This window comes from Variovorax paradoxus (genome assembly GCF_902712855.1).
Classification (GTDB): Bacteria; Pseudomonadota; Gammaproteobacteria; order Burkholderiales; family Burkholderiaceae_C; genus Variovorax; species Variovorax paradoxus_Q.
Window position 1 is genome coordinate 4,801,486 of record NZ_LR743507.1, and the last position, 25,884, is coordinate 4,827,369.

Sequence of the window (25,884 nt, forward strand, 5' to 3'; positions counted from 1 at the left end):
ACGCAACGGATCATGGGAGGGGATCGTCCCTGGTGGGGCGGCCGGGCTTCAAACCCGGTGGGTGGCGCCAGTCGTCGCCGGGAAGGTTCGACTCCTTCCCCCTTCCGCCATCGAGCGGGCATTCGCCTTCTGCGCGGTCCGATCTTGCACCTGCGATGCTCGACGTACCCATGTACGTCTGCGCTTCTCGGCACAAGCTCGAACCGCTCGCGACGGCGACGGCCCAATCGACGAGTCGGCATGGGCACATCGCGCCGATCTCAGATGACGCGCAGGGCAGGCTTTCCGGCCTCGACGCGGCCGATGACCGACGCGCGGGCAAAGCCTTCGTCGCGAAAGATATTCAGCACGGCGTCGACCGCCTCCGGGGCGCAGCTCACGAGCAGGCCGCCCGAGGTCTGCGGGTCGCTCAGCAGGCTCTGCGCGGTGGCCGGCAGGCCGGCCGCGAGTTCGACATCGGCGCCATAGCCCGCCCAGTTGCGCCCCGACGCACCGGTGACGAAGCCGCCGGCCGCCATCGCCACCACGTTGTCGAGCAGCGGCACCGTCGACCATTCGACGACGGCGGTCAGCCCGGCGCCGCGCGCGAGTTCCAGCGCGTGGCCGGCCAGCCCGAAGCCGGTCACGTCGGTCAGCGCATGCACGCCGTCGAGCGCCGCGAGCGCAATGCCGGGTGTGTTGAGCCGGGTCGTGTTCTCGATGAGCTGGCGGTAGCCGGTCTCGGACAGCTGCTCCTTCTTGAGCGCGGCCGACAGCACGCCCACGCCCAGCGGCTTGCCGAGCACGAGCACGTCGCCCGCCTTCGCGTCGGCGTTGCGGCGCACGCGGTCCGGATGCACCAGCCCCATCGCGACGAGGCCGTAGATGGGCTCGACCGAATCGATGGTGTGGCCGCCCGCAATGGGAATGCCGGCGGCGCGGCACACGTCCTGCCCGCCGCGCACGACCTCGGCGATGACCTCCACCGGCAGCTGGTTGATCGGCATGGCCACGAGCGCCAGCGCCATGATCGGCCGGCCGCCCATCGCGTACACGTCGCTGATCGCGTTGGTCGCGGCGATGCGGCCGAACTCGTAGGGGTCGTCCACGATGGGCATGAAGAAGTCGGTGGTGGCGATCAGCGCCTGCTGGTCGTTGAGCCGGTAGACCGCCGCGTCGTCGGCGGTCTCGATGCCCACCATGAGCTCGGGCGGGATCATGCCGCCCGCGTGGTTCTTCAGGATCTGCGAGAGCACGCCGGGCGCGATCTTGCAGCCGCAGCCGCCACCATGCGAAAAACTCGTGAGGCGCAACGGCGCGAGCGGATTCATGAGCGTTGGGTTCATGGGCCCGATTATCGAAGCGGCCACGCTTTCTACAATCCCGTCCTTTCCTCAACCGCACGTCCCCGAGGCACATCCATGAAGAAGACTTTCACCCGCATGGCGCTCGCGCTGGCCCTTTCCGCCGCGAGCTTCGGCGCCTTCGCGCAAGGGATGCTGCGCGTCTCGGCCATTCCCGACGAGGCCCCCACCGAGCTGCAGCGCAAGTTCACGCCGCTGGGCGACTACCTGAAGAAGGAAACCGGCATGGACGTGCAGTTCACGCCCGTGACCGACTACGCGGCCGTGGTCGAAGGCCTGGCCACGAACAAGATCGACCTGGCCTGGCTCGGTGGCTTCACCTACGTGCAGGCGCGCATCCGCACCAACGGCGGCGCAGTGCCGATCGTGCAGCGCGCCGAGGACGAGGTGTTCACCAGCAAGTTCATCGTGCCCATCGACAGCCCCGCGAAGACGCTGGCCGACCTGAAGGGCAAGACCTTCGCGTTCGGCGCGCCGTCGTCCACCTCGGGCAGCCTGATGCCGCGCTACTTCCTGCTGCAGGCCGGCATCAATCCCGAGAAGGACTTCAAGACGGTTGCGTTCTCGGGCGCGCACGACGCCACCGTGGCCTTCGTGGCCGCGTCGCGCGCCGAAGCGGGCGTGCTCAACGCCTCGGTGTGGGACAAGCTGGTGGAGTCCAAGAACCCCAACGCCGCCAAGGTGCGCGTGCTGGCGACCACGCCGACCTACTACGACTACAACTGGACCGTGCGCCCCGGCATGGACCCGGCGCTGCAGAAGAAGCTGACCGATGCCTTCCTGAAGCTCGACCCGGCGAACCCGGCGCACAAGGAGATCATGGCGCTGCAGCGTGCGAGCAAGTTCATTCCGACGAAGTCCTCGAACTACGACGGGATCGAGACGGCGGGGAAGTCGGCAGGCCTGATCAAGTGATCCGGCGGGAGACGGGGGCACCCTCACTCCAACCCTCTCCCGCGAGCGAGAGAGGGAGAGAGAGCCAATGCAGACAGCCCGGCCCATTCTTGCCCCCTCTCCCGCTCGCGGGAGAGGGCTGGGGTGAGGGAACGGCCTGGGAAAGCTGCGCAGCGTGAGCTTCCATCTGGACGCCATCGGCGTGGTCCACCCCAACGGCCACCGCGCCCTGAACAGCGTGACGCTCGCCGCGCGCGACGGCGAACGCATCGCCGTCATCGGTCCTTCGGGCGCCGGCAAGACCACGCTGCTGCGCGTGCTCGGTGCGGCCCTTCGCCCCACCGAGGGCACGGTCGAGGTGCTGGGCGAGAAGCCCTGGGACCTGCCCGCCGGCGCACTGAAGAAGCTGCGCGCGCGCATCGGCACCGTGCACCAGTCGCCGCCGATCGCACCGCGCCTGCGCGTGGTCACCGCGGTGCTTGCGGGCCGTCTCGGCCAATGGTCGACGCTGCGCGCCCTGGGCTCGCTGTTCCATCCGTCCGACATCGCCGGCGCGCATGAAGCCCTGGCACGGCTCGGCATGGAAGACCGCCTGTTCGACCGCTGCGACCGCCTCTCGGGCGGCCAGCTGCAGCGCGTGGGCATCGCGCGCGTGCTGTACCAGCGCCCCGCACTTCTGCTGGCCGACGAACCGGTCTCCGCGCTCGACCCCACGCTGTCTGACGCCGCGGCCGGCCGGCTGGTGGCACAGAGCGAGGCCACCGGCTCGACGCTGGTGGCGTCCCTGCATGCGGTGGATCTCGCGCTGCGATGGTTTCCGCGCATCGTGGGCATGCGCAACTGGCAGGTGGTGTTCGACCTGCCCGCCGCGCATGTCACCGCCGCCATGCTCGACGCGCTGTACGCGAGCGAGGGCGGCATCGCGGCGCAGCATCCTCCGCCCGGCGCAGCGATGGAGCCGGCCTTCCAGCGTCCGGACTGCCCGTGAACGCGGCGCTCGCTCCGCATCGCGATCCCCACGCGGCACGCCGGCTCGCTGCATGGACGGCTGCGCTGGTCATTGCGTGGCCGATGCTGGCGCTGTCCGAGTTCAGGCCGTGGGCGCTTTTCGACGGCGGCAACCTCGCGGTGATCGGCGGCTTTCTCGCAGGCTTCTTTCCGCCCGACGGCTCGCCCGCCTTCATGGCGCTCCTCTTCAAGGCCACGCTTGAGACGCTGGCCATGGCCACGGCCGGCACCGCGCTGGCGCTGCTGATCGGCGCACCGCTCGGCTTCGTGACGACACGCGCGCTCTCCATCTCGCGCATCGGCCCCGGGCCGGGCCGCGTGCAGGCTGGCGTTGTGCGGCAGGCCGCGCGCTGGCTGCTGATGGTGCTGCGCGCGATTCCCGAAATCGTCTGGGCGCTGCTGTTCGTGCGCGCGCTCGGGCTCGGGCCTGCGTCGGGCGTGCTCGCGCTGGCCATCACCTACGGCGGCATGCTGGGCAAGGTGTACGCCGAGATCCTGGAGTCGACGGACACGCGCCCCGCACGCGCGTTGCTCGAGGGCGGCAGCGGACGCTTCGCCGCGCTGTGCTACGGCCTGCTGCCGAACACCGCGCAGGAGCTGGCCTCGTACACCGTGTACCGCTGGGAATGCGCGGTGCGCGCCTCGGTGGTGATGGGCTTCGTGGGCGCTGGCGGGCTGGGCCAGCTGATGGACCAGTCGATGAAGATGCTCAACGGCGGCGAGGCGAGCAGCATCCTGCTGGTGTTCCTGGCGCTGGTGCTGCTGGCCGACCTGCTGAGCAACGCGTTGCGCCGGCTGCTCGCATGACGACGAACACTGCGCCGCTTCCCCCGCGTCCGCCGCCGTGCTGGCGCTGCCGCATCGCGCTGCTGCTGATCGGCGTGTCGGTGATCGCGAGCTTCGTCTACCTGGGCATCGACTACCGCGCGCTCGGCTCGGCGGAGTCGCTGCGCCTCATGGGCAAGTTCATCGCCGAGTTCTTCCCGCCCGACGTGTCGCCGGACTTCCTTGCCAGGGTCGGCCACGGCGCGCTGCAGACGCTGGCGGTGTCCGCGCTGGGCACGGTGCTGGCGGCCTTGGCGGGCGCGGTGCTCGCCCTGCCCGCCTCGGGACGCGCGGGCTGGCTGCCGCGCCATGCCGCGCGCTTTGCGCTCAACTTCCTGCGCAGCGTGCCCGAGCTCGTCTGGGCGGCGCTGATGGTGCTGGCCGCGGGCATCGGTCCGTTTGCCGGCGCGCTCGCCCTGTCGCTGCACACCACCGGCGTGCTGGGGCGCCTCTTTGCCGAGGCGCTGGAGAACGCGCCGCGCGAGCCCGAGCATGCGCTCACCCTCTCGGGCGCCGGCCCGGTGGCTGCCTTCAGCTACGCCAGCCTGCCGATCGTGCTGCCGCAGTGGGTGGCCTACACGCTCTACCGCTGGGAAATGAACATCCGCATGGCGGCCGTGCTGGGCTTCGTGGGCGGCGGCGGGCTCGGGCAGCTGCTGTACTTCCACCTCTCGATCTTCCAGCAGCAGCAGGCCATGACGGTGCTGATCGCGATGTTCGCGCTGGTCGTCGCCGTCGACCTTGCGAGCGCTCGCCTGCGCAAGGGTCTCGGGCCGGCCTACGCCTGACGGGCGGACAATCGGGGGCATGAGGTTTCTTCCATGAGTCATCGCCAGCCCGTGCGGGTGGCGGACCGCCACGCCTTCGATACGCTGATCGACGCACGCTCGCCGGCCGAGTTCGCGCTCGACCATATTCCCGGCGCCATCAACTGCCCGGTGCTCGACGACGAGGAGCGGCACATCGTGGGCACGACCTACGTGCAGACGGGCGCCTTCGAAGCACGGCGCATCGGCGGCGCGATGGTCGCGGCCAACATCGCGCGGCACCTGCGCGACACCCTGGCCGACCGGCCCGAGCACTGGAAGCCGCTGGTCTACTGCTGGCGCGGCGGCATGCGCAGCGGCTCGATGGTGACCTGGCTGCGCCTCGTGGGCTGGGACGCGCAGCAGCTCGCGGGCGGCTACAAGAGCTTTCGCCGCCACGTCATCTCGCAGATCGACTCGCTCACGCCGAAGCTCGACCTGCGCGTGATCTGCGGCGCCACCGGCAGCGCGAAGACGCGCGTGCTGCATGCGCTGGCCGCGCGCGGCGCGCAGGTGCTCGACCTGGAGGATTTCGCCAACCACAAGGGCTCGCTGCTCGGTTCGCTGCCGGGTGTGGCGCAGCCCTCGCAGAAGCATTTCGAGACCCGCATCGCGTCCGTGCTCGAGACTGTCGACGTTTCGCGCCCGTTGTATGTCGAAGGCGAGAGCATCCGCATCGGGCGGCTCTCGCTGCCCTTGCCGCTGGTGGCGCAGATGCGCGCGGCCTCGTGCATCGAGGTGTCGGCCACGCCCGAGGCGCGCCTGGCCTACCTGCTGCGCGACTACGCCTACCTGGGCGACGACCGCGACGCGCTCGCCGACAAGATGGGCGCGCTGAAGGAACTGCAGGGCAAGGAGACCGTGGCGCGCTGGCAGCAATGGGCGCACGAGGCCGACCTGCCGCACCTGTTCGCGGAACTCATGTCGTTGCACTACGACCCGCACTACGAGAAGTCGCAGGCACTGCACTTCCGCAAGTGGCCGGACCGCCAGCGCGTGGCGGCGCCCGACCTGTCGGATCAGGGCATCGAGGCGGTCACCGACGCGGTGCTGGCGCTCGGCGCGCCGCCGAGTCCGTCGGCATAGAGCACGCCGCGCGGCGCGCGGCACAGGCCCCAGAAGCGCAGGCCGCTGAGCTCGGCCATGCGCACGCCCATCGCGGTGGGCGCCGAGATGGTGGCCATCGCCGCGATGCCCAGGCGTGCGCACTTGCGCACCAGCTCGTGGCTGCCGCGGCTGGACATCAGCACGAAGCCGGGCTCTGCGAGCCGGCCTGCCGTTGCGAGAGCACCGAGCAGCTTGTCGAGCGCGTTGTGGCGGCCGACGTCTTCCATCAGGTCGGTGAGCTCGCCGTCGACCGTGGCCCATGCCGCCGCATGGATCGCGCCGGCCTCGGCGTTGAGCACCTGGCGCGGCGCCATGGCCGCGAAGGCGCGCAGCACGGTCGCGAGGTCGATGCGTTCGATCCACTCGCGCGGCGGCACGCGCTGCGGCGTGAGGTCGAGCCCCGCGAAGCTCTCGACACCGCACACGCCGCAGCCGGTGCGGCCCGCGAGGCTGCGGCGGCGGTCCTTCAGGCGTTCGAAGCTGCGCGTGGAAATCTCGAGCTGCACCTCGATGCCGGGCATGCCTTCGGGCAGTCCTGCGTCCGACGCATCGACCGCCTGCACATCGATGCCGCGGCAATCGGCCGCGCTGTCGAGGATGCCTTCGCTCAGCGCGAAGCCCAGTGCGAAGGCTTCGACGTCCCTCGGCGTTGCCATCATCACGGCATGCGAGACGCCGTTGAACACCAGCGCCACCGGCACCTCGGACGCCAGCGTGTCGTCGCGCACGACGCCCTCGGGCGCGACGCCGCGCTCGCCGAACACATGCACCGCGTGCCGCGACAGGGGCGACAGCGTGTCGTCGTCTGGTGGGGAGATGCTGGGGTGTTGCATGGCCGCGGCCATTGTCCGCTCAGCCGGTGTTCTCGTCAGCCGGCAGGGCTTCGACCCAGGCACGGCCCGCATCGGTGAGGTGCGCGACCCAGCGGTCGTCCAGCTGCACCACGCGCACCCAGCCCGGCCCGCGCACGCCGCCGATGGCGGCATCGCCCATCAGCGTGAGGTGGCGCATGACCACGCTCGCGCCCTGCCCCAGCCGCTTGCCCAGGCGCGGCAGCGACATGCCGCCCTCGCCCGGCGCCTCGGCGAGCGCGCGCAAGATGGCGATGGAAAAGGAATCGGCGTGGAAGGCGGCAGCGGTCATGCCGCCACAGTATCAGCGTCTGCCGGGGCGGGTGCGGGCGCCGCGTGCAGCGACAGCACCACGGGAATGGACTTCGAGGTCGGCGTGCCCGCGTTCTCGGCCACCGAGGACAGCGGCACCAGCGGGTTGGTCTCGGGGTAGTAGGCCGCGAGGTTGCCGCGCGGGATGTCGTAGGCCACCAGCTTGAAGCGGTCGGCGCGGCGCTCCTGCCCGTCGTTCCACACCGTCTGGATGTCGACCCAGTCACCGTCCTTCATGCCCAGGTGGCGGATGTCTTCCTTGTTGATGAACACCACGCGGCGCTGGCCGAACACGCCGCGATAGCGGTCGTCCATGCCGTAGATGGTGGTGTTGTACTGGTCGTGCGAACGCGTGGTGAGCAGCGTGAAGACCACGGTGTCGGTCTGCTTCGCGAAGCGCGCCCGCGCGCGGTGCGAGTGGGTGTCCAGCGGCACGGCATGGGTGAAGAACACGGCCTTCTTCGAGGCGGTGTTCCACACGCGCTCGCTCGCGGTGTTGCGCAGGCGGAAGCCGCCGGGGTGCGCCACGCGGGTGTTGAAGTCCTTGAAGTCGTCGAACACGGCTTCGATCTTGTCGCGGATGCGCGCGTAGTCCTCGACCAGCCAGAGCCACGGCGTGCTGCTGCGCGCGCCGATGGTGGCGGCCGCCAGGCGCGCCACGATGGCGGGCTCGGACAGCAGGTGCTCGGAGGCCGGCGGGTTGATGCCCATCGAGATGTGCACCATGCTCATCGAGTCCTCCACCGTCACGCCCTGCGGGCCGTTGGCCTGCATGTCGATCTCGGTGCGGCCGAGGCACGGCAGGATGATGGCTTCGCGCCCGTGGATGACGTGGCTGCGGTTGAGCTTGGTGGTCACGTGCACCGTGAGGTCGCAGTTCTGCAGGCCCTTCCAGGTCTGGTAGGTGTCGGGCGTGGCGGCCGCGAAGTTGCCGCCGAGCGCGAAGAACACCTTGCCCTTGCCGTCGAGCATCGCCCGGATGGCCTCGACGGTGTCCACGCCGTTCTGGCGCGGCGGCTCGAAGCCGAACACCTTCTGCAGGCGGTCGAGCAGCGCCGCGGGCGGCTTCTCCCAGATGCCCATGGTGCGGTCGCCCTGCACGTTGCTGTGGCCGCGCACCGGGCAGGCACCCGCGCCTTCGCGGCCCATGTGGCCGCACATCATGAGCCAGTTGCCGATCATCTGGATGGTGGCGACCGAATGCTGGTGCTGCGTGATGCCCATGCCCCAGCAGGCGATGACGCGCCTGGCGCCCAGGTACACATCGGCCGCGGCGCGGATCTGCGCTTCGCTCAGGCCCGACTCCTGCACCAGGATGTCCCACGACTCGGCGCGCAGGTCGGCCGCGAGCGGCTCGAAGCCGATGGTGTGCTCGGCGATGAACGCATGGTCGAGCACCGCGGGTTCGCCGCGCGCCACCGCTTCGTCCTCGCGTTCGATGACGTGCTTCATCATCCCCTTGATGGCGGAGAAGTCGCCGCCCACGCGCAGCTGGAAGTAGTGCGTGCTGATGGGCGTGGAGCCCATGGTGGCCATCTCGAGCTTGTCCTGCGGATCGGCGAAGCGCTCCAGGCCGCGCTCGCGCAGCGGGTTGAAGCTCACGATGCGCGCGCCGCGCTTGGAGGCGGCACGCAGCTCGCCGAGCATGCGCGGGTGGTTGGTGCCGGGGTTCTGGCCGAAGATGAAGATGGCGTCGGCCTTCTCGAAGTCGTCGAGCGTGACCGTGCCCTTGCCCACGCCCAGCTGCGGGCGCATGCCGCTGCCGCTGGGCTCGTGGCACATGTTGGAACAGTCGGGGAAGTTGTTGGTGCCGTATTCGCGCACGAACAGCTGGTACAGGAATGCGGCCTCGTTGCTGGCGCGGCCCGAGGTATAGAAGATGGCCTGGTTCGGATCGGGCAATGCATTGAGGTGCAGCGCGATGCGATCGAAGGCGGCGTCCCATTCGATGGGCACGTAGCGGTCGCTCGCCGCGTCGTAGGCCATGGGGTGCGTGAGGCGGCCCTGGTCCTCGAGCCAGAAGTCGCTCTGCTGGGCCAGTTCGGCCACCGTGTACCTGGCGAACAGCTCCGGGCCCGCGCGGCGCGCGGTGGCCTCGGCGGCCACGGCCTTCACGCCGTTCTCGCAGAACTCGAAGGTCGAGGCATGGTTGCGATCGGGCCAGGCGCAGCCGGGGCAGTCGAAGCCGTCGGGCTGGTTCGCCGAGAGGAGCGTCTTGGCGCCCTTGATGGGAATGTCCTGCCGAAGCAGCGCCTGGGTGACGCTGCGCAACGCACCCCAGCCGCCGGCGGGGCCCTTGTAAAACTCGATCTTCTGCTCGCTCATGCCGGGAGTGTTCGCGCGCGAGGGGCGCACGTCAAATTGGATCGGCACATGCCTTGATTCAAAATGGAAATGAAGGGCCACGGGGTCTCTGCCGCGCGATGCGCCGTGCTCTGTACAGTGGACCGGATGACCCTGGAAGAACAACGCGCCCTCATCCTCCGCGGCGCCGTCTACGACGACCTGACCCCGGAACTGCTGGCCGCCCGCGAAGCCGCCGTGCTGCGCACCGACGAATACAACCGCAGCTTCGGCCGCCCGGCGCAGGAACGCATCGCGCTGCTGCGCCGGCTGCTCCGGCAGGTGGGCGACGGTGCGCACTTCGAGCCCGCCTTCCGCTGCGAATTCGGCTTCAACATCTCGGTGGGCCGGGGCTTCTATGCCAACTTCGACTGCGTGATGCTCGACGGCGGCGGCATCGACATCGGCGACCAGGTGCTGTTCGGCCCACGCGTGGGCATCTACACCACCAACCACGCACTGGACGCGGCCGAGCGCGCCGCGGGCGCCTGCCAGGCCAGGCCGGTGCGCATCGGCCACCGCGTGTGGGTGGGCGCCGGGGTGCACATCAACCCGGGCGTGACCATCGGCGACCACGCGGTGATCGGCTCGGGCAGCGTGGTGACGAAGGACGTGCCGGCGAACATGCTGGCGGCGGGCGTGCCGTGCCGGGTGCTGCGGGAGATCACCGCGGAAGACCGCACGGGTTTCCGCGGCTGACGCGGCAGCTTCAGCCGCCGCGCGCGTCCTGCATCAGCAGGCTGCGCAACCTGCTGCGAAGCGGCGTGTCCTCGACCGCCTGCACGCCGGCAATGTCGCGCAAGGCGAAGTCGCGGCTCTGCGCGTTGTGCAGGTCGATCTCGCGCACCACCTGGCCGTCCTTGTAGACGAAGGCCACATCAGCCAGCGCGAGCACGTCCTCGATGTCGTGCGTGATCATCAGCACCGGGATGCCCCACTGCCTGCGCACCTGGGCGAGTTCGTTGCGCAGCTCGGTGCGCAGCATCGGGTTGAGCGCGGCGAAGGGCTCGTCGAGCAGCAGCACCTGCGGCTCGCAGGCGAGCGCCCGTGCCAGCGCCACGCGCTGCTGCTGGCCGCCCGAGAGGTTCTGAGGCCGGCTGTCGGCGAGCGCGGCGAGACCGAAGCTCTCGAGCAGCGCCTGCACGCGTTCGGCGTCCTTCGCGGGCGGCTTGCGGCGGTGCCAGGCGGTCAACCCGAACGAGACATTCTCGCGCACGCTCAGGTGCGGGAACAGCGCGTAGTCCTGGAACAGGTAGCCGACGCGACGCGCCGGCGCAGGCACGTCGATGCCCTGCGCCGAGTCGTACAGGGTGCGGCCGTCGAGCCTGACGTGGCCCGATGCGGGATGCAGCAGTCCGGCAATGGCCTGCAAGGTCAGCGACTTGCCCGCGCCCGACGGGCCGTAGAGCGCGGCGAACGGCACGTCGGTCTGAAAGCGCACGGCCAGGTCGAAGCGGCGCGCCCCGTCCTTCACCGAGAGCTTCAGATCGACGTCGATCATGGCTTGCCGAAACCGTAGCGCGTGAGCACTTCCTGCGCGGCAGGCGTCGACAGGAAGTTGATGAAATCGCCGGCCAGCGCCTTCTGCTTGCTGTCAGCCACCACGGCGATCGGGTAGGTCACGGGCGTGTGGCCGGTGGGCGTGAAGGCGATCTTGACCTTGTCGCCGGCCACGGCCGCATCGGTGCGGTAGACGAAGCCGGCCTCGACCTCGCCGCGGCTCACGTAGTCGAGCACCTGGCGCACGCTGTCGGCCTGAACGAACTTCGGCTCGAGCGTGGTCCAGAGGTTGGCGTTGTCGAGCACCTGCTTGGTGTAGCGGCCGACCGGCACGGTGGCGACCTTGCCCACGGCGATCTTCTTGACGCTGGCGCCGCTCAGGTCCTGCAGCGTCTTCACGCCGACGGCATCCTTCGCCGGCTCGACGAGCACCAGGCTGTTGGTGACGAAGTCCTTGCGGGTGGCGGTGTCGATCACCTTCTGCTCGACGCCGCGGTTCATGGTGTCCTGATCGGCGCTGGCGAACACATCCACCGGCGCGCCCTGGCCGATCTGCTGCAGCAGCACACCCGAGGCGGCGAAGTTGAAGCGCACCGTGGCGCCCGACTTCGCTGCCTCGAACTTGGGACCGATTTCCTTGAAGGCATCGGTCAGGCTGGCGGCGGCGGACACGGTGATCTGCTGCGCAGTGGCGGCCAGCGGCAGGGCAAGGGCCACCACGGCGGAAGCAAGGAACAAGAGGCGGAACGGGCGCATGGAACTCTCCTGGAAATTATTGAAGGACCGGAAACCGAAAACGTCAGCGGCGCCGTCGGGGACCACCGCGGAACCGGCTTTGCCGGGCCGCAGGCGTTGCCCCCTGCAAGGGGGTTGGCGAAGCGACACGAAGTGCGCGAAGACTGGGGGGTGTACTCATTTCAACGAGAAGAAACGGTTCGACACCACGAGCACGGTGATCGACAGCACCGAGGTCACGATGACCAGCAGCAGCGCGAGGTCGTCGTGCCCGGCCTGCACCGCATCGTAGATCGCCATCGACAGCGTCTGCGTCTGCTTGGGAATGGAGCCCGCCACCATCAGCGACGCGCCGAACTCGCCCATGGCGCGCGCGAACGCGAGCAGCGTGCCCGCCAGGATGCCCGGCCAGGCCAGGGGCAGCGTGACGCGCAGGAACACCGAGAACGGCGACTGCCTCAGCGTGCTGGCCGCGGCCTCGAGCGATCGGTCGACATTCGAGAACGCGGCGCTCGCCGACTTGAGCACCAGCGGCAGCGCCACCACGGCCGAGGCCACCACGGCGCCGTGCCAGCTGAAGATGATGGTGTAGTCCAGGTGCTCGCGCAGCCACGCGCCCAGCGGGCTGCGGCGTCCGGCCGCCACCAGGATGGCGTAGCCGATCACGGTGGGCGGCAGCACCAGCGGCAGCATGAACACGGCCTCGAGCACGCTGCGGCCGAAGAAGCGCTTGCGCGCGAACACCCAGCCCAGCGCCACGCCGACGATCAGTGCCAGCACGGTCGCCACGGCAGCGACCTTGAGCGACAGCACCAGGGGAAACCAGTCGGTGGAGGCGATGAGCGATTTCGTCGTGTTCATGAAAATACGGCGGGATTGTTACACGATGAGGCTCAAGGTTCTCACGGGGATGCGCAAACGAGGGAGTCTCCATATACTGCGGGATACAGCGTAGGAGACATCCCGCCCATGCGCCCCACCGCCCTCGACACCGTTGTCCGCTCGATTTCCGGCAGGCCGGAACGCCGGCGCGTGACGCAGGTGCACGAATGGCGCATCGAGCGGTCGATGGATTCCGAAGGCTTCGTGCTCTCCATCACAGCACCCGACGGCGCCAGCCAGTCGTTCTTCGTCGGGCAGGCCGACGCGGACGACATCGGCGAGGTGCTGCGCCGCCAGTCGGCGTGGGTCGATCACCGGGAACAGTGACACGCATGTGGCGGCACATGACGGGTGCGCAGCGCATCCTCGAAGTCCTGCTGACGCGGCGCTCGGTGTCGCCGCGGCGGCTGCAGCATCCCGGCCCCAATCCCGACGAGCTCGACGCGATCCTGCAGGCCGGCCTGCGTGCGCCCGACCATGGCGGGCTGCACCCGTGGCGCGTCATCGAGTTCCGTCCGCAGAACCGCGAAGCGCTGGCATGGTGCTTCGAACAGGAAAAACTGCGGCGCGACCCCCTGGCCGGCCCCGCCGACCTGAAGCGCGCGCGCGAACATGCCACGCGCCCGCCCCTGCTGCTGGGCTTCGTGGTGTCGCCGCGCGAGCGCAGCAAGATCCCGGCACGCGAGCAATGGCTGAGCGCCGGCGCTGCGCTCGGCAACCTGCTGAGCGCTTCGCACCAGCTGGGCTACGGCGCCATCGTGCTGAGCGGCGAGCGCTGCTTCGACGAGACACTGGCACGCCAGGTGGGCGTGCTGCCGGGCGAGCACCTGGTGGGATTCATCAGCATGGGCAGCGTGAAGGAGGCACCGCCCCCACCGCGCGAGCTGCTGTCGCAGAGCGTGTGGTCGTGCTGGCAGGGGTGGAAAGACCCGGACGCCGCTGCCCTGCCCGAGGCTCAGCCCATCCTGCCGTCGGAGCGCGTGCGGGGCAGCTGATCGAGCCGCGCGCCGAACCAGCCCACGCGGTCGGTCTCGCGCACATCGAATTTCGGCACGTAGGGCTTGATGTCGAGCACGGGGGTGCCGTCCATCATGTCGTTGCCGCTGAAATGCAGCGTCGTGCCTTCGACCGATTCCAGCCGGACGATCGACAGGCCCAGCCGGTTCGGCCGTGCGGGCGCGCGCGTGGCGAACGCGCCGTGCGAGGTTTCGTCGAGAAAGGGCACGACCTCGAGCCGCTCGTGCGGGCAGAGGTGCAGGTGGGTGACGAGGATCAGGTAGTCGAAGCCCTCGATGTCGCGCAGACCCGGCGCGAACTCGGCGAACACTTCGAGGAGGCCCTTTTCTTCCGGTGCGCCGGCCGTCTGGATCGGCATGCCGGTGGCCTCCGTGAAGCGGCTGCGCACGACGCCGACCGGGCGGCACACCACGTTGGCGACCTCGCCAGGGCCGGGCATGTTCGCGGCCGTCATGGTGCAAGCAGGCGCGTGAGCGCACGAATGTCGGCCGAAGCGGCCAGCCGCGCGGCGTTCTCGATGGCACGGTAGTGCTTCACGATCTCCTCGCCCACCGGCGTGAGCGCAGTGCCGCCCCCGCGCGAGCCGCCGGCGGCGGTGTTCACTGCGGGAGAAGCCAGCGTCTGGTTCATCTCGTCGATCAGCATCCATGCACGCCGGTAGGACATGCCGAGCAGCCGGGCGGCCGCGGAAATCGAGCCGGTCTCGGCCACGGCCTCGAGCACCGCGATCTTTCCGGGGCCGATGGCGATGATGTCGTCCCGATAGATGCGCAAGCGGAACTGGGCTTTGGATTTCATGTTGGCGCGAAGCGTAAACCAATGCGGGCCGTCATTGTCCGCCCGCGGTGCCCTGCATCGCTATGCAAGAATGAATACGACGTGCCCCGCTCCGGGGAAACGAGGAGTTCCTGTGACCTACCGCACCCTCTTCCCGCCCGTCGGCGCGGCCCTGGCCGTTGCGGCGTCGATGCTGCTCGCGGGCTGCGCCAACAGCCCGCCGTCAACCGGCATGCCGGCGCATGCGGCGCGCACGGCAACGGTGGCGGACAACGCCGTTTCGCCGTCCTTCACAGTCTCGGGTGCCGTCGGCAGGCGCGCCACCTTCGACCTCGCCGCGCTGCAGGCCCTGCCCGCGGCCACGCAGACGGTCGGCAGCAACAGCTACACCGGCGTGAACCTGTGGACGCTGCTGAACGACGCCTCGGTCGGCCTCAGGCCCGACGCGGCAGTGCGCAATCCGGTGCTGTCGATGTATGCGGTGCTGGTGGGCAGCGACGGCTACCGTGCGGTGGTCTCGCTGGCGGAGATCGCACCCGAGTCCGGCAACCGCGTGGCGCTGGTTGCCTACAGCCTGAACGGCGCGCCGCTGGGTCGCAACGGCATGGCGCGGCTGGTGATGGCCGGCGACATGAAGCCGGGCCGTTCGGTGGCCCGGCTGGCCGCGATCGAGATCTTCGCGGCGCAGCCTTCGGGCCGCTGATCGCTCACGCGACCGGTTGCCGGCGGATCAGTTGAAGAACTTCGCCGCGCTCACGAGTGTCTTGTAGACGCCCCAGGCCAGCGGGATGCCCACCGCCACCCAGGCCAGCACCACCACCATCGGGCTCACCGTGTCGGCGCGGCCCGAGCCGCTGCCCACTTCGGCCGCCGAGGCCTTCTCGTGCGCCAGCTTCTTCTCGACGGCCAGTTCGGCGTCGGTCATGAAGTGCTTGTCGGCCACGGGGCGCACCAGCAGGTTGGCGATGAAGCCGATCACCAGCATGCCCACCAGGATGTACATGGTCTGGTTGTAGACCTGCTCGCGCGGCAGGCCCAGGCCCAGCTGGTATTCGCGCATGTAGTTCACCACCACCGGGCCCAGGATGCCGGCCGTGGCCCATGCTGTCAGCAGGCGGCCATGGATGGCGCCCACGAACTGCGTGCCGAACAGGTCGGCCAGGTAGGCCGGCACGGTGGCGAAGCCGCCGCCGTACATCGACACGATGACGCAGCACGCGCCCACGAACAGCAGCTTGCTGCCCGCGCCGGCCGAGGACGGAATGCTCGCGTACAGCACCGCGCCGAGCACGAAGAACACCGTGTAGGTCATCTTGCGGCCCAGCTTGTCCGACAGGCTGGCCCACACGAAGCGCCCGCCGATGTTGAACAGCGACAGCAGCGCGGTGAAGCCGCCCGCCACCACCGCGATGGCCGCGAGCTGCGCCTTGTCGAGCTCGCCGTACCTGGCCGGCAGGTCGATCAGCGCGCCGCCGAACACTTCCTGCAGCATCGGCGAAGCCATGCCGATCACGCCGATGCCGGCGCTCACGTTCATGCACAGCACCAGCCACACCAGCCAGAACTGCGGAATGCCCCAGACCTTCTTCACATGCACGTGGCGCTGCGTGATCATGGTGTTGGTGACCTGCGCCGGCGGCGGCGTCCAGCCTTCCGGCTTCCAGCCCGAGGGCGGCACGCGGTAGCCGAGCGCGCCGGCCATCATGAACACGAAGTAGCCGATGGCCATGACCACGAAGGTCTGCATCACGCCGACGTCGGTGGCCGTGCTGAAGCGCTTCATGAGGTCCACGGCCAGCGGCGAGCCGATCATCGCGCCGCCGCCGAAGCCCATGATGGCCATGCCGGTGGCCATGCCGCGGCGGTCGGGGAACCACTTGATCAGCGTGCTCACCGGCGAGATGTAGCCCAGCCCCAGGCCGATGCCGCCGATCACGCCCGAGCCGAGGATCATCAGCCAGAACTGGTGCAGGTGGATGCCCAGCGCCGACAGCATCATGCCGCCGCACCAGCACAGCGCCGACACCACGCCGGCCTTGCGCGGGCCGGCGCGTTCGAGCCAGCCGCCCCACAGGGCCGCCGAGCAGCCGAGGAACACGAAGAACAGCGTGTACATCCAGCCGAGCGTGGCCACGCGCCAGTCGCAGTTGGTGGCGAAGAGCTCGGCGAAGAAGCTCATGTCCTTGGCGCACGCCTGTGCGCCGGTGCCGGCGGTGCCGAGCGCCTTCGACAGCGGCAGCCAGAACACCGAGAAGCCGTAGGCCATGCCGATGCAAAGATGGATCGCCAGCGCGGCCGGGGGAACCAGCCAGCGGTTGAAGCCGGGGCCCGCGATGATGCGTTCCTTGTCGAGAAAGCCGGGTTGCTGCTGCAATCCGCTTCCGTTGATGCGATCTCCCTCGAGAACGCCTGCAGATGAGCCTGCCATATTTCTCCTTGAATACCGGATGTGTAACTTTTTGCTGAATCCGGGCCGCGGAGTGTGAGTGAGCGCTTCATGCCGCGTCAAATTCGATCAACGCATGACCCGATTCAATAACTAAATGGAGCCCTTGGCAGGGCGGTGCTTCACTCTCCGAGGGTCCCGCTGTGCTGCTGCACCTGCGCCTGCCATTCGGGCGTGCTCATGAACGCCAGCGCGGCGTCGAGCGCGCGCGAAGCGCGCACGCCGTCCTGCGTCATGAAGCCGATGGGGGTCCGCACCTCGGGCGCCACCAGCGGCAGCGCCTCCAATTCGCGGTGGCTGCGCACAGCGGCCACCATGCCGCCGGGCAGCACGCTGCTGACGGTGCCCACGCTCACGGCCAGCGCCAGTGCGAGCACCGAGTTGGTCTCGATGGCCGGCATCGCCGGCACGCCGGCTTCGCGCAGTGCCTGGTCGACGATGGCGCGGTTGTGCATGTCGGGCGTGAGCAGGCACAGCGGCAGCGCGCCGGCCTCGGCCCAGGTCATGGGCTTGCCGATGCGCAACTGGTCGGCCGAAGACTTCTTCGCGCGCCGCAGCAGGAAGTAGTGCTCGATGCTCTGCGGCCACGCCGTGAGCTTGATGCCGGGCAGGTGCATGCGCTCCGTGTAGCCCAGCGCGAGGTCGATCGACAGGCTCTCGAGCCCCATCTCGAGGTCCTGCGAGCTCATCGACAGCACGGCCGGAACGATGCCCGGATGCCGTTCCTGCAGCATGGCGGCGAAGCGCGAGAGCATGGGGATGGCCGTGGGCACGGCCGCCATGCGCAGGCGCCCGTGCGGGTCGCCCTCCTCGCTGCGCAGTTCCTGCAGCAGCACCTCGTTGTCGCGCAGCATGCGCTGCGCGGTGGCGAGCACGCGCTCGCCCTCGTGCGTGAGGCCGACGTATACGCGAGCCCGCTTCACGATGACCACGCCGAATTCGCTCTCCAGCGCGCGCAGCGCGTTCGACAGCGCCGGCTGCGTGATGTGGCAGGCCTGAGCCGCGCGGCCGAAGTGCTTGTGCTCGTTCAGCGCCACCAGGTAGCGCATCGAGGCGAGCAGGTTCATTCCGCTCGCACTTCAGGTGTTCTTGCTGATCGAGATGGTCGGGAACTTCGAGGAGAAGTCCTTCGCCTTCTCGGCGATGCCCACCGCCACGCGGCGCGCCACTTCCCTGTAGATGCCGGCCACGTCGCCCTCGGGATCGGACACCACGGTGGGTGCGCCGCTGTCGGCCTGCAGTCGGATCCTGATGTCCAGCGGCAGCGCGCCGAGGTATTCCATGCCGTATTCGGCCGCCATCTTCCTGCCGCCGTCGGCGCCGAAGATGTGCTCGGCATGGCCGCAGTTCGAGCAGATGTGCACCGCCATGTTCTCCACGATGCCCAGGATCGGCACGCCGACCTTCTCGAACATCTTGATGCCCTTCTTCGCATCGAGCAGCGCGATGTCCTGCGGCGTGGTGACGATCACCGCGCCCGTCATCGGCACGCGCTGGCTCAGCGTGAGCTGGATGTCGCCGGTGCCCGGTGGCATGTCGACGATCAGGTAGTCGAGGTCCTTCCAGTTGGTCTGGCGCAGCAGCTGCTCCAGCGCCTGCGTGGCCATCGGGCCGCGCCAGATCATGGCCTGGTCGGCATCGACCAGGAAGCCGATCGACATCACCTGCACGCCGTGGCGCTCCATCGGCTCCATGGTCTTGCCGTCGGCGCTGTCGGGGCGGCCCTCGATGCCCATCATCATGGGCTGGCTCGGGCCGTAGATGTCGGCGTCCAGCAGGCCCACGGTGGCGCCTTCCGACGCCAGCGCCAGCGCGAGGTTGGCGGCCGTGGTGCTCTTGCCCACGCCGCCCTTGCCCGAGGCCACCGCGATGATGTTCTTCACGTTGGGCATCAGCTGCACGCCGCGCTGCACCGCGTGGCTGATGACCTTGGTGACGATGTTGACCGACACGTTCTGCACGCCGGGCACCGCCTTGGCGGCCGCCACCAGCGACTTGCGGATGGCCGCGTGCTGGCTGCGGGCGGGGTAGCCGAGCTCGAGGTCGAACGAGACGTCACCCTCGGCGACCTGCAGGTTCCTGAGCGACCGGCTCGCCACGAATTCCTTGCCGGTGTTGGGGTCCGTGACGGCCTTGAGCGCGTCCATGAGCCCTTCTGGGGTGAGTGCCATTGATCAAACTCCTGAATGGCCGGTAGTCTAAGGGGCTCTCCAGGGCCGCATCCGATGGCTGCGCAATAGCCCGACAAGCCCGCCAACCAACAAGAATGAGAATGACAGAGACAAGCCCCGTCACCGGACTGCTGCTCACCGGAGGCGGCGCACGGGCCGCCTACCAGGTCGGCGTGCTGCAGGCCATCGCCGAGATCCGGCGCAGCGCCGGCGCCAGGGTCACCGGCACCGCCAACCCCTTCCACGTGATCACCGGCACCTCCGCCGGCGCCATCAATGCAGCGGCGCTGGCCTGCGGCAGCGACAACTTCGACCGCGTGGTGGCGCACATCGCCGAGGTGTGGGGCCAGTTCCGCGCCGAGCAGGTGTACCGCGCCGATTCGCTGTCCGTCATCGGCAGCGGCGCGCGCTGGCGCATGCTGCTCGGCCTCGGGCGCTTCGCGGCGAACTGGATGCGCATCAAGCCGAAGTCGCTGCTCGACAACCGGCCGCTGGCCGAGCTGCTGCAGCGAATGGTGCCGCTGGACCGCCTGCCCAGGCTCATGGAACAGGGCCACGTGCATGCGCTGGCCGTGACGGCCTCGAGCTACAGCTCCGGCGAGCACGTGACCTTCTTCGAGGCGGCCGTGCCGATGGAGCCCTGGGTGCGCTCGCAGCGGCTGTCGGTGCGCGACCGCATCACGCACCACCACCTGCTGGCCTCGTCGGCCATTCCCTTCGTGTTCCCGGCCACCGCCCTGCCGATGCAGGGCCACACCGAATACTTCGGCGACGGCTCGATGCGGCAGTCGGCGCCCATTGCCGCGGCCATCCACCTGGGCGCGCAGCGCATCCTGGTGATCGGCGCGGGCCGCATGCACGAGCCGCGCGACACGGCCGCCCCCAACACCCACAGCGGCTACCCGACCATGGCGCAGATCGCGGGCCATGCGCTGTCGAGCATCTTCCTGGACGCGCTCGCGGTCGACATCGAGCGCCTGCGCCGCATCAACCACACGCTGGGGCTGATTCCCGAGGAGGTGCGCGCGTCGAGCTCGCTGCGTCCGCTCGACCTGCTGGTGATCTCGCCGTCGGAGCGGCTCGACGTGATCGCGGCGCGCCATGTCGACGCCCTGCCCGGCGCGGTGCGGCACCTGCTGGGCGGCTCGAAGGTGGCGGCCGACGTGAAAGGCGGCGCGCTGGCCAGCTACCTGCTGTTCGAGGCGGCCTACACGCGCGACCTGATGGCGCTCGGGCGCACCGACGCCATGAAGCAGCGCGACGAGGTGCTGCGCTTCTTCGGCTGGGCGCCGGCCTGACCGCGCCTCAGCGGGCTGCGGGCCACGCGGACACCAGCGACGACATCGTCTGCAGCAGCTTCTCGGCCGCCACCGGCTTGAACAGCACCGGCACGCCCGACTCGCGCACGCGCTGCAGCCGGTGCGGCGCCGTCTCGCCGGTCACGAGCAGCAGCGGCACCCGGCCGTCGAGCCGCTGCTGCAGCCGCAGCCCGGCATCGAGTCCGTCCGCGCCGTCGGCCAGCCGGTAGTCGCACAGCAGCATGTCGAAGGGCTGGCGCTCGGCCTCGGCGCGCGCCAGTTCTTCCTCCGCGCCGGCTTCGTCGGCCACGGTGCACACGTCGATCGCATGGAAGTGCAGCAGGCCCGCCATGGCGGCGCGGATGTCGGCTTCGTCGTCGACCAGCAGCACCCGGCGCGGCAAGGCCGCCGGCACGCCGGCGGGCGGCGACTGCGAGGCCGCTTCGCTCGGCACGCTCGCCGCCACGCCCAGCGGCGCTTCGGCGCGCGGCACCACCACGCGGAAATGCGTGCCGCGGCCGAAGCGCGAATGCAGCTCCACCGGATGGCCCAGCAGGCGCGACAGCCGCTGCACGATCGACAGCCCGATGCCCAGCCCGCGCGTGCGGTCGCGCCCCGGATTCCCCACTTGGTAGAACTCTTCGAAGATCCGGCCCGACTGTTCCGGCGCGATGCCCATGCCACTGTCGCGCACCTCGATCCACACCGCGTCGCCGCGCTCGCGCGCCATGACCGTGACACCGCCGCGCGCGGTGTACTTCAGCGCGTTGTCGACCAGGTTCGACAGCATGCGGTGCAGCAGCTCGGGATCGCTGCGCACCCACAGGCGGCTCGCACGCACACGCAGCTGCAGCGCCTTCTGCTCGGCCGACGGCCCGAAGGTGAAGTTCATCCGCAGGAACAGCGCGTCGAGCTGCACCGGACGCACGACGGGCGTGACCACGCCGGCATCGAGGCGCGACACGTCGAGCATGGTGTCCAGCGACATGCCCAGCGCATCGACGGCGCGCATCAGCCGCTCGGCGTTGCGGCCCTCGGGCCGGTCGCTCAGCTCGTTGCGCAGCGCCGCACCGAACAGCGCGATGGCGTGCAGCGGCTGCCGCAGGTCATGGCTGGCGGTGCCCAGGAAGCGGGTCTTCTCGGCGCTGGCGCGCTCGGTGGCGGCGATCTGCTCGCCCAGCCGTGCCGCGAGGGCCTCGTGCTCGAAGCGCAGGATCAGCGCGTCGGTGAGGATGCGGTTCTGCTTGATGCCGGTGCGCAGGGTCAGGCCCAGGTGGGCCGCGCCGAAGGCCGCAAGAAAGACGTGCAGCGCATCGCGCTGCCAGGCCAGCGCCGCGATCAGGCCCAGCATCATGGGCAGCCCGTAGCCGAACAGCGCCGGCTTCAGCGGCCACAGCGCCTGCATGGCACGGGTCCAGCTGCTCATGATGACCACCACCAGCAGCGCGGTGATGGGCAGGTTGTCGTTCGAGATCACGAACATCGGCGCCGGTGCCGTGGCACAGCTCACCATGGTGACCAGCCGCGTGTACTTGCGCGCCCAGTGCCGGCTGTCGGCCGCGGCGATGCCGGCGTGCCAGCCCAGCGTGAACAGGGCGTACAGGTCGACCATCGTGATCAGCGCCAGCCAGAACAGCGCCCACTGCGTGCCGTACTGCCAGTAGAACGCGACGCCCAGCGCCCAGGCGAAGCACAGATGCGCGCTGATGGAGACCCGCCGCGAGGCATACACCGAGGCCACGTGCTCGCGCAGCACGCGCTGGTCGAGATCGCTGTGGATGAAGGGTTCGCCTGCCGCCGGGGTCATGCGCCGATGCTATCGGCGACCCGCTGCGGCGACAGTGCCATTGGTCATGGCCCCCGCGGGGGCTCGTCCGCCAGCGCCAGCAGCACGTCGAGCAGCACATTGGCGCCCTGCAACAGGTCCGCCGGCGCAGTGTGTTCCTTCGGGTTGTGGCTGATGCCGCGCACGCTCGGCACGAAAACCATGGCCGCCGGGCAGATGCGGGCCATCATCTGCGCGTCGTGCCCCGCGCCCGAGGTCATGCGCCGGACGGGCAGCCCGCGCGCGTGGGCGGATGCCTCGATCCGGCGCACCAGGCGTTCGTCGAACTTCACGGGCTCGAAGCGGGCCAGCCGGCGGGCCTCGATGGCCACGCCTTCCTGCTGTTCGAGCGCGCGCAGGAAGGCGTCCAGCTCGGCCTCGGCCTGCTTCAGCAGCGCTTCGTCCGTGTTGCGCAGGTCGACCGTGAGCGTGGCGCGCGCCGCGATCACGTTGATGAGGTTGGGATGCAGCCCGATGGCCCCCACGGTCGCGACCTGGCTGCCGCCGTAGCGCTTCGCCAGTTCGCGCACGAACACCGCGACGGCCGCGGCGCAGTAGCCGGCGTCGTGCCGCATCCGCATCGGGGTGGTGCCGGCGTGGTTCGACTGCCCGGCGATCGACAGCTCCTGCCACGAGATGCCCTGCAGGTCCTGCACCGCGCCGATGGCGAGGCCTTCCGCCTCGAGCACCGGCCCCTGCTCGATGTGCAGTTCGACGAAGGCATGCGGCACGATGCTGCCGCATTCCATGTCGCCGGCGTAGCCGATGCGCGCGAGTTCGTCGCCCAGCCGCGCGCCGTCGGTGCCGGTGGTGTCGAGCGCCGCGTCGAGCGGGTAGCCGCCGGCATGCACCAGCGAACCCATCATGTCGGGCATGAAGCGCACGCCCTCCTCGTTGGTGAAGGCCGCGACCACGATCGGGCGCAGCGTGCGGCGCTGGCGCGCGTCGAGCCAGCGGATCACCTCCAGGCCGGCCATCACGCCATAGTTGCCGTCGTAGCGGCCGCCCGTGGCCACGGTGTCGATGTGGGAGCCCGTCATCACGGGCGCAGCGTCGGTGGTGCCGGCGCGGATGCCGAAGATGTTGCCCAGGCGGTCGACACGCACCTCGAGGCCGAGTTCCCTCATCCACCGCACCAGCTGGTCGCGGCCCTGGCGGTCGGCGTCGGTCAGCGCGATCCGGCAGACGCCGCCGCCCTCGATCGCGCCGATGGCGGCGTGGGTTTCGATGCGCGCCATCAGGTCGCGCCCGGCGATGCCTTCGCGCCGCAGCCACTCGGCTTGCGCGGCAACGACCTCTTCACCGCTGCGCCCTGCAATCGCCCGATAGACGCCGGGCGCGGTCGCGCCTTCGGTGCTCAGGAGCAGCACGCGCGCCTCGGCACCGAGGCCGGCCGCATGCCGCGCCCCGGGGTCGGCCGCGAGCGCCTGCAGTGCCGCCAGCCCGGCCGCGCCCGATTCGCCGCTGAGCACCGGCACGTCGCCGGCGTCCCCGCCGGCCAGCGTGCGCACCGCGTGCTCGGCCTGCGCGTCGGTCACCGTCATGAACACGTCGACGGCCGGCTGCAGGAAGCGCCACGCGAGCGGCGAGGTGTCGCCGCAGGCCAGTCCCGCCATCACCGAATCGACCGAGCCTGTCGCCCGGTCGGGCCGGCCGCTGCGCGCGCTCTGCAGCAGGCAGTCGGCCTGCTCGGGCTCCACCACGATGAACGTGGGGCGCGCCGCGCCGTAGCGCTCCCAGAAATGGCTGACCACGCCCGCGGCCAGCCCGCCCACGCCTCCCTGCACGATGACGTGCGTGAACGGACACGGCGCGCCCGCGGGCGAGTTTTCGAGCAGTTCGTCGGCCAGGATGCCGTAGCCCTGCATCACGTCGCGCGGCACGTCCTCGTAGCCTTCGTACGAGGTGTCCGACACCACCTCCCAGCCGTTGGCCCGCGCCAGCCGCGCGGCCTCCGCCACCGACTCGTCGTAGTTGCCGCGGATGCGCACGATCTCCGCGCCCAGTGCGGCGATGGGCGCCTCGCGCTCCTCGCTGACCTGCGCATGCAGCACGATCACGCAGCGGCAGCCGATGCTCTGCGCGGCCGCCGCCAGCGCGCGGCCATGGTTGCCGTCGGTGGCGCTGACCACCACGAAGCCGCGCAACGCGTCCGCATGCCTGCCCGCGAGCAGGTCTGCGGGCGTCCAGCCGCGCTGCGGCCAGCGGCGCAGCACCAGCCGCAGCAGCGCCACCGGCGCGCCCAGCACCTTGAAGCTGCCGAGCGTGGAGCGCTTCGATTCGTCCTTGACCACGACCTGCGCCACGCCGAGCCGCGCCGCCAGCCGGGGCAACGGCCATGCGGGCGTGGCGTGCGGCGCCAGCCGGCTCCAGCCCGAGAGCCAGCGCCGGCTCTCCTGGCCGCGCGCGATGTTCATCACCTCGCTCAACGAGGGGTCATAGGCGCGCCGCTGCGCGTGTGGATTGGTGAACAGCATGCCCGTCAGTTCCCGTGGTCGGTGCGCCGGGGCAGGCGCAGTCGGACGATTTCCGCGAAGTAACGCGCGCCCGTGTCGAGCACCGCGTCGTTGAAGTCGTAGCTCCCGTTGTGCAGCGGCGTTCCGCCGGGCTCGCCATCGGCGCCGTTGCCGAGGAACACGAAGGCGCCGGGCACGGCCTCGAGGAATGCGCCGAAGTCCTCCGAGATCATCATCGGCGCCACGTCGGCATCGACGTTGCCGGCGCCCACCACCGTCGTGGCGGCCGCCAGCGCGGTGGGCACGCATTCGGCCCAGTTCACGGTGGGCGCGAACTCGTGCGTGTAGCTGAACTCGCAGCCCGCGCCGTGCATGCGGCAGATGCCCTCGCTGATCTCGCGCATGCGCCCGCCCAGCATGCGCTGCACGGCCGGGTCGTAGCTGCGCGTGTCGCCCTTGATGACCACGTTCGAAGGGATCGCGTTGCGGATGCCGTCGGTGATGAACTCGGTGCACGACACCACCGCCTGCGCGCCGGGGTCGAGCGTGCGCGACACCACGGTCTGCAGCGCCAGCACGATCTGTGCGCCGATCACGATCGGGTCGATGCCCATGTGCGGCCGCGCGGCATGCGTGCCGCGGCCCTTCACATGGATCACGAAGTTGTCCTCGCTCGCCATCAGGCCGCCGATGCGCGTGGCGAACGTGCCCGCGCGCATGCCGGGCATGTTGTGCAGCCCGTAGATCTCGTCGACCGGGAAGCGTTCGAACAGGCCGTCGTCCATCATCGCCTTCGCGCCGCGGCCATGCTCCTCGGCCGGCTGGAAGATGAAGCGCACGGTGCCGTCGAAGTCCTGCCGCTCGCGCAGCAGCCGCGCGGCACCGAGCACGATCGACATGTGGCCGTCGTGGCCGCAGGCGTGCATCTTGCCGGGCGTCGCGGAGGCGTAGGGGCGATCGGCCGGCAGCTCGGTGATGTTCAGCGCGTCCATCTCGGCGCGCAGGCCGATCACGCCCGTGCCTTCGCCCACCTTGAGGTTGGCCACGAGGCCGGTGCCGCCGATGCCGGTGTGCACCTCGAGGCCGAGCGCCCTGAGCACGCGCACGACGAAGGCAGAGGTCTTCGCCTCCTCGAAGCCGGTCTCGGGAATGGCGTGCAGCTGGCGGCGCCAGTGGGTCAATGTGTCGCGCAGGGTGGCATCGGTCGGGTGCATGGCGAGATGCTATTGACAATGGCGCGGGACAGGTGCGCAAAATCCGCGTCCTCGACGCAACGTTTTTGCGTGCA

The 25,884-nt window shown here is 69.9% G+C and carries 25 protein-coding genes, 1 tRNA gene and 1 pseudogene; 11 read left to right on the forward strand and 16 right to left on the reverse strand.

The window, feature by feature from the left end:
* The first annotated feature begins 14 nt into the window (after positions 1-14).
* Positions 15-110 (forward strand) — tRNA-Sec (locus AACL56_RS22615).
* A 150-nt stretch (positions 111-260) separates the two neighbouring features.
* Here AACL56_RS22615 and selD read toward each other — a convergent pair.
* Positions 261-1,325: a selenide, water dikinase SelD gene (gene selD, locus AACL56_RS22620; protein WP_339092038.1), complete on the reverse strand. Its 1,065-nt coding sequence runs from the start codon at positions 1,323-1,325 to the stop codon at positions 261-263.
* Positions 1,326-1,400: 75 nt separating this feature from the next.
* On the opposite strand from selD, the gene AACL56_RS22625 reads away from it, so the two are divergent.
* The 5 genes from AACL56_RS22625 to mnmH all read left to right on the forward strand — a co-directional run bounded on the left by AACL56_RS22625 (position 1,401) and on the right by mnmH (position 5,962).
* Positions 1,401-2,258 (forward strand): putative selenate ABC transporter substrate-binding protein, encoded by an 858-nt coding sequence (locus AACL56_RS22625; protein WP_339092039.1) that lies wholly within the window; start codon positions 1,401-1,403, stop codon positions 2,256-2,258.
* 154 nt (positions 2,259-2,412) lie between these two features.
* Positions 2,413-3,225, forward strand: a complete 813-nt coding sequence (locus tag AACL56_RS22630) for a phosphonate ABC transporter ATP-binding protein (protein ID WP_339092040.1) — start codon at positions 2,413-2,415, stop codon at positions 3,223-3,225.
* Positions 3,222-4,052 carry an ABC transporter permease gene (locus AACL56_RS22635; protein ID WP_339092041.1) on the forward strand — a complete coding sequence of 277 codons (831 nt, stop codon included), beginning with the start codon at positions 3,222-3,224 and terminating at the stop codon, positions 4,050-4,052. Before AACL56_RS22630 ends, AACL56_RS22635 begins: the two co-directional genes overlap by 4 nt.
* Complete coding sequence (phnE, locus tag AACL56_RS22640; RefSeq protein ID WP_339092042.1) at positions 4,049-4,858, forward strand: phosphonate ABC transporter, permease protein PhnE; 810 nt, start codon at positions 4,049-4,051, stop codon at positions 4,856-4,858. Before AACL56_RS22635 ends, phnE begins: the two co-directional genes overlap by 4 nt.
* Before the next feature lie 33 nt (positions 4,859-4,891).
* Positions 4,892-5,962, forward strand: a complete 1,071-nt coding sequence (mnmH, locus tag AACL56_RS22645; RefSeq protein ID WP_339092043.1) for a tRNA 2-selenouridine(34) synthase MnmH — start codon at positions 4,892-4,894, stop codon at positions 5,960-5,962.
* On the opposite strand, the gene fdhD is transcribed toward mnmH, so the two are convergent.
* From fdhD to AACL56_RS22660, 3 genes are read right to left on the reverse strand one after another with little or no spacing between them, the layout of a single operon-like run.
* A complete protein-coding gene (fdhD, locus tag AACL56_RS22650) occupies positions 5,896-6,816 on the reverse strand; it encodes a formate dehydrogenase accessory sulfurtransferase FdhD (RefSeq protein WP_339092044.1) in 921 nt (306 codons plus the stop codon). The two genes, mnmH and fdhD, sit on opposite strands and share 67 nt — an antisense overlap.
* A 19-nt stretch (positions 6,817-6,835) precedes the next feature.
* Entirely contained in the window at positions 6,836-7,126 is a 291-nt protein-coding gene (locus tag AACL56_RS22655) for a hypothetical protein (RefSeq protein ID WP_339092046.1), read from the reverse strand.
* Complete coding sequence (locus tag AACL56_RS22660; protein ID WP_339092047.1) at positions 7,123-9,471, reverse strand: FdhF/YdeP family oxidoreductase; 2,349 nt, start codon at positions 9,469-9,471, stop codon at positions 7,123-7,125. The genes AACL56_RS22655 and AACL56_RS22660 overlap by 4 nt, the downstream gene beginning before the upstream one ends.
* A 126-nt stretch (positions 9,472-9,597) precedes the next feature.
* Between AACL56_RS22660 and AACL56_RS22665 the strand changes: the two genes are divergently transcribed.
* The gene (locus tag AACL56_RS22665; protein WP_339092048.1) at positions 9,598-10,188 is read left to right on the forward strand and encodes a sugar O-acetyltransferase; all 591 of its coding nucleotides are present in this window, start codon (positions 9,598-9,600) and stop codon (positions 10,186-10,188) included.
* A gap of 10 nt (positions 10,189-10,198) precedes the next feature.
* Here the strand turns inward: AACL56_RS22665 and AACL56_RS22670 are convergent, their stop codons facing one another.
* The 3 genes from AACL56_RS22670 to modB form a co-directional block, all read right to left on the reverse strand.
* Complete coding sequence (locus AACL56_RS22670) at positions 10,199-10,990, reverse strand: ABC transporter ATP-binding protein (RefSeq protein WP_339092049.1); 792 nt, start codon at positions 10,988-10,990, stop codon at positions 10,199-10,201.
* On the reverse strand, positions 10,987-11,745 hold the full coding sequence (gene modA / locus AACL56_RS22675) for a molybdate ABC transporter substrate-binding protein (protein WP_339092050.1): 759 nt from the start codon (positions 11,743-11,745) through the stop codon (positions 10,987-10,989). Before modA ends, AACL56_RS22670 begins: the two co-directional genes overlap by 4 nt.
* Positions 11,746-11,901: 156 nt before the next feature.
* Positions 11,902-12,585: a molybdate ABC transporter permease subunit gene (gene modB / locus AACL56_RS22680; RefSeq protein WP_339092051.1), complete on the reverse strand. Its 684-nt coding sequence runs from the start codon at positions 12,583-12,585 to the stop codon at positions 11,902-11,904.
* 108 nt (positions 12,586-12,693) lie between these two features.
* Here modB and AACL56_RS22685 point away from each other — a divergent pair, with 108 nt between their 5' ends.
* Together AACL56_RS22685 and AACL56_RS22690 are read left to right on the forward strand one after the other, a co-directional pair.
* On the forward strand, positions 12,694-12,933 hold the full coding sequence (locus AACL56_RS22685) for a hypothetical protein (protein ID WP_339092052.1): 240 nt from the start codon (positions 12,694-12,696) through the stop codon (positions 12,931-12,933).
* A gap of 5 nt (positions 12,934-12,938) precedes the next feature.
* Positions 12,939-13,601 carry a nitroreductase family protein gene (locus AACL56_RS22690; RefSeq protein WP_339092053.1) on the forward strand — a complete coding sequence of 221 codons (663 nt, stop codon included), beginning with the start codon at positions 12,939-12,941 and terminating at the stop codon, positions 13,599-13,601.
* Here the strand turns inward: AACL56_RS22690 and tsaA are convergent.
* Positions 13,562-14,077, reverse strand: coding sequence for a tRNA (N6-threonylcarbamoyladenosine(37)-N6)-methyltransferase TrmO (gene tsaA / locus AACL56_RS22695; RefSeq protein WP_339092054.1), 516 nt, complete (start codon positions 14,075-14,077; stop codon positions 13,562-13,564). The two genes, AACL56_RS22690 and tsaA, sit on opposite strands and share 40 nt — an antisense overlap.
* Positions 14,074-14,421 carry a winged helix-turn-helix domain-containing protein gene (locus AACL56_RS22700; protein ID WP_339092055.1) on the reverse strand — a complete coding sequence of 116 codons (348 nt, stop codon included), beginning with the start codon at positions 14,419-14,421 and terminating at the stop codon, positions 14,074-14,076. The genes tsaA and AACL56_RS22700 overlap by 4 nt, the downstream gene beginning before the upstream one ends.
* A gap of 112 nt (positions 14,422-14,533) precedes the next feature.
* On the opposite strand from AACL56_RS22700, the gene AACL56_RS22705 reads away from it, so the two are divergent.
* Positions 14,534-15,103 (forward strand): molybdopterin-dependent oxidoreductase, encoded by a 570-nt coding sequence (locus AACL56_RS22705; RefSeq protein ID WP_339092056.1) that lies wholly within the window; start codon positions 14,534-14,536, stop codon positions 15,101-15,103.
* Positions 15,104-15,130: 27 nt separating this feature from the next.
* On the opposite strand, the gene AACL56_RS22710 is transcribed toward AACL56_RS22705, so the two are convergent.
* From AACL56_RS22710 to apbC, 3 genes are all read right to left on the reverse strand, one after another.
* Positions 15,131-16,828 carry an OFA family MFS transporter gene (locus tag AACL56_RS22710; protein ID WP_339092057.1) on the reverse strand — a complete coding sequence of 566 codons (1,698 nt, stop codon included), beginning with the start codon at positions 16,826-16,828 and terminating at the stop codon, positions 15,131-15,133.
* 140 nt (positions 16,829-16,968) lie between these two features.
* Positions 16,969-17,913 carry a LysR substrate-binding domain-containing protein gene (locus tag AACL56_RS22715; RefSeq protein ID WP_339092058.1) on the reverse strand — a complete coding sequence of 315 codons (945 nt, stop codon included), beginning with the start codon at positions 17,911-17,913 and terminating at the stop codon, positions 16,969-16,971.
* 12 nt (positions 17,914-17,925) lie between these two features.
* Positions 17,926-19,017, reverse strand: a complete 1,092-nt coding sequence (gene apbC, locus AACL56_RS22720; RefSeq protein WP_339092059.1) for an iron-sulfur cluster carrier protein ApbC — start codon at positions 19,015-19,017, stop codon at positions 17,926-17,928.
* A gap of 101 nt (positions 19,018-19,118) precedes the next feature.
* Between apbC and AACL56_RS22725 the strand changes: the two genes are divergently transcribed.
* A complete protein-coding gene (locus tag AACL56_RS22725) occupies positions 19,119-20,315 on the forward strand; it encodes a patatin-like phospholipase family protein (protein WP_339092060.1) in 1,197 nt (398 codons plus the stop codon).
* A gap of 7 nt (positions 20,316-20,322) precedes the next feature.
* On the opposite strand, the gene AACL56_RS22730 is transcribed toward AACL56_RS22725, so the two are convergent.
* From AACL56_RS22730 to AACL56_RS22745, 4 genes and pseudogenes are all read right to left on the reverse strand, one after another.
* The gene (locus AACL56_RS22730) at positions 20,323-22,122 is read right to left on the reverse strand and encodes an ATP-binding response regulator (RefSeq protein WP_339092061.1); all 1,800 of its coding nucleotides are present in this window, start codon (positions 22,120-22,122) and stop codon (positions 20,323-20,325) included.
* A gap of 44 nt (positions 22,123-22,166) precedes the next feature.
* Positions 22,167-23,411, reverse strand: a complete 1,245-nt coding sequence (locus AACL56_RS22735; RefSeq protein ID WP_339092922.1) for a M20 family metallo-hydrolase — start codon at positions 23,409-23,411, stop codon at positions 22,167-22,169.
* Positions 23,385-24,617: pseudogene (locus tag AACL56_RS22740) on the reverse strand (diaminopropionate ammonia-lyase); the annotation flags it as partial. The gene AACL56_RS22735 and the pseudogene AACL56_RS22740, both read right to left, overlap by 27 nt.
* 5 nt (positions 24,618-24,622) lie before the next feature.
* Positions 24,623-25,810 (reverse strand): M20 aminoacylase family protein, encoded by a 1,188-nt coding sequence (locus AACL56_RS22745; protein ID WP_339092062.1) that lies wholly within the window; start codon positions 25,808-25,810, stop codon positions 24,623-24,625.
* Positions 25,811-25,884 lie beyond the last annotated feature (74 nt).

What these genes read in the sequence shown, in the direction of transcription:
- selD (WP_339092038.1), bottom strand. Translation starts at nt 1,325, where the DNA reads ATGAACCCAACGCTCATGAATCCGCTCGCGCCGTTGCGCCTCACGAGT.
- AACL56_RS22625 (WP_339092039.1), top strand. Translation starts at nt 1,401, where the DNA reads ATGAAGAAGACTTTCACCCGCATGGCGCTCGCGCTGGCCCTTTCCGCC.
- phnE (WP_339092042.1), top strand. Translation starts at nt 4,049, where the DNA reads ATGACGACGAACACTGCGCCGCTTCCCCCGCGTCCGCCGCCGTGCTGG.
- mnmH (WP_339092043.1), top strand. Translation starts at nt 4,892, where the DNA reads ATGAGTCATCGCCAGCCCGTGCGGGTGGCGGACCGCCACGCCTTCGAT.
- fdhD (WP_339092044.1), bottom strand. Translation starts at nt 6,816, where the DNA reads ATGCAACACCCCAGCATCTCCCCACCAGACGACGACACGCTGTCGCCC.
- AACL56_RS22655 (WP_339092046.1), bottom strand. Translation starts at nt 7,126, where the DNA reads ATGACCGCTGCCGCCTTCCACGCCGATTCCTTTTCCATCGCCATCTTG.
- AACL56_RS22660 (WP_339092047.1), bottom strand. Translation starts at nt 9,471, where the DNA reads ATGAGCGAGCAGAAGATCGAGTTTTACAAGGGCCCCGCCGGCGGCTGG.
- AACL56_RS22665 (WP_339092048.1), top strand. Translation starts at nt 9,598, where the DNA reads ATGACCCTGGAAGAACAACGCGCCCTCATCCTCCGCGGCGCCGTCTAC.
- AACL56_RS22670 (WP_339092049.1), bottom strand. Translation starts at nt 10,990, where the DNA reads ATGATCGACGTCGATCTGAAGCTCTCGGTGAAGGACGGGGCGCGCCGC.
- modA (WP_339092050.1), bottom strand. Translation starts at nt 11,745, where the DNA reads ATGCGCCCGTTCCGCCTCTTGTTCCTTGCTTCCGCCGTGGTGGCCCTT.
- modB (WP_339092051.1), bottom strand. Translation starts at nt 12,585, where the DNA reads ATGAACACGACGAAATCGCTCATCGCCTCCACCGACTGGTTTCCCCTG.
- AACL56_RS22685 (WP_339092052.1), top strand. Translation starts at nt 12,694, where the DNA reads ATGCGCCCCACCGCCCTCGACACCGTTGTCCGCTCGATTTCCGGCAGG.
- AACL56_RS22690 (WP_339092053.1), top strand. Translation starts at nt 12,939, where the DNA reads ATGTGGCGGCACATGACGGGTGCGCAGCGCATCCTCGAAGTCCTGCTG.
- tsaA (WP_339092054.1), bottom strand. Translation starts at nt 14,077, where the DNA reads ATGACGGCCGCGAACATGCCCGGCCCTGGCGAGGTCGCCAACGTGGTG.
- AACL56_RS22700 (WP_339092055.1), bottom strand. Translation starts at nt 14,421, where the DNA reads ATGAAATCCAAAGCCCAGTTCCGCTTGCGCATCTATCGGGACGACATC.
- AACL56_RS22710 (WP_339092057.1), bottom strand. Translation starts at nt 16,828, where the DNA reads ATGGCAGGCTCATCTGCAGGCGTTCTCGAGGGAGATCGCATCAACGGA.
- AACL56_RS22715 (WP_339092058.1), bottom strand. Translation starts at nt 17,913, where the DNA reads ATGAACCTGCTCGCCTCGATGCGCTACCTGGTGGCGCTGAACGAGCAC.
- apbC (WP_339092059.1), bottom strand. Translation starts at nt 19,017, where the DNA reads ATGGCACTCACCCCAGAAGGGCTCATGGACGCGCTCAAGGCCGTCACG.
- AACL56_RS22725 (WP_339092060.1), top strand. Translation starts at nt 19,119, where the DNA reads ATGACAGAGACAAGCCCCGTCACCGGACTGCTGCTCACCGGAGGCGGC.
- AACL56_RS22730 (WP_339092061.1), bottom strand. Translation starts at nt 22,122, where the DNA reads ATGACCCCGGCGGCAGGCGAACCCTTCATCCACAGCGATCTCGACCAG.
- AACL56_RS22745 (WP_339092062.1), bottom strand. Translation starts at nt 25,810, where the DNA reads ATGCACCCGACCGATGCCACCCTGCGCGACACATTGACCCACTGGCGC.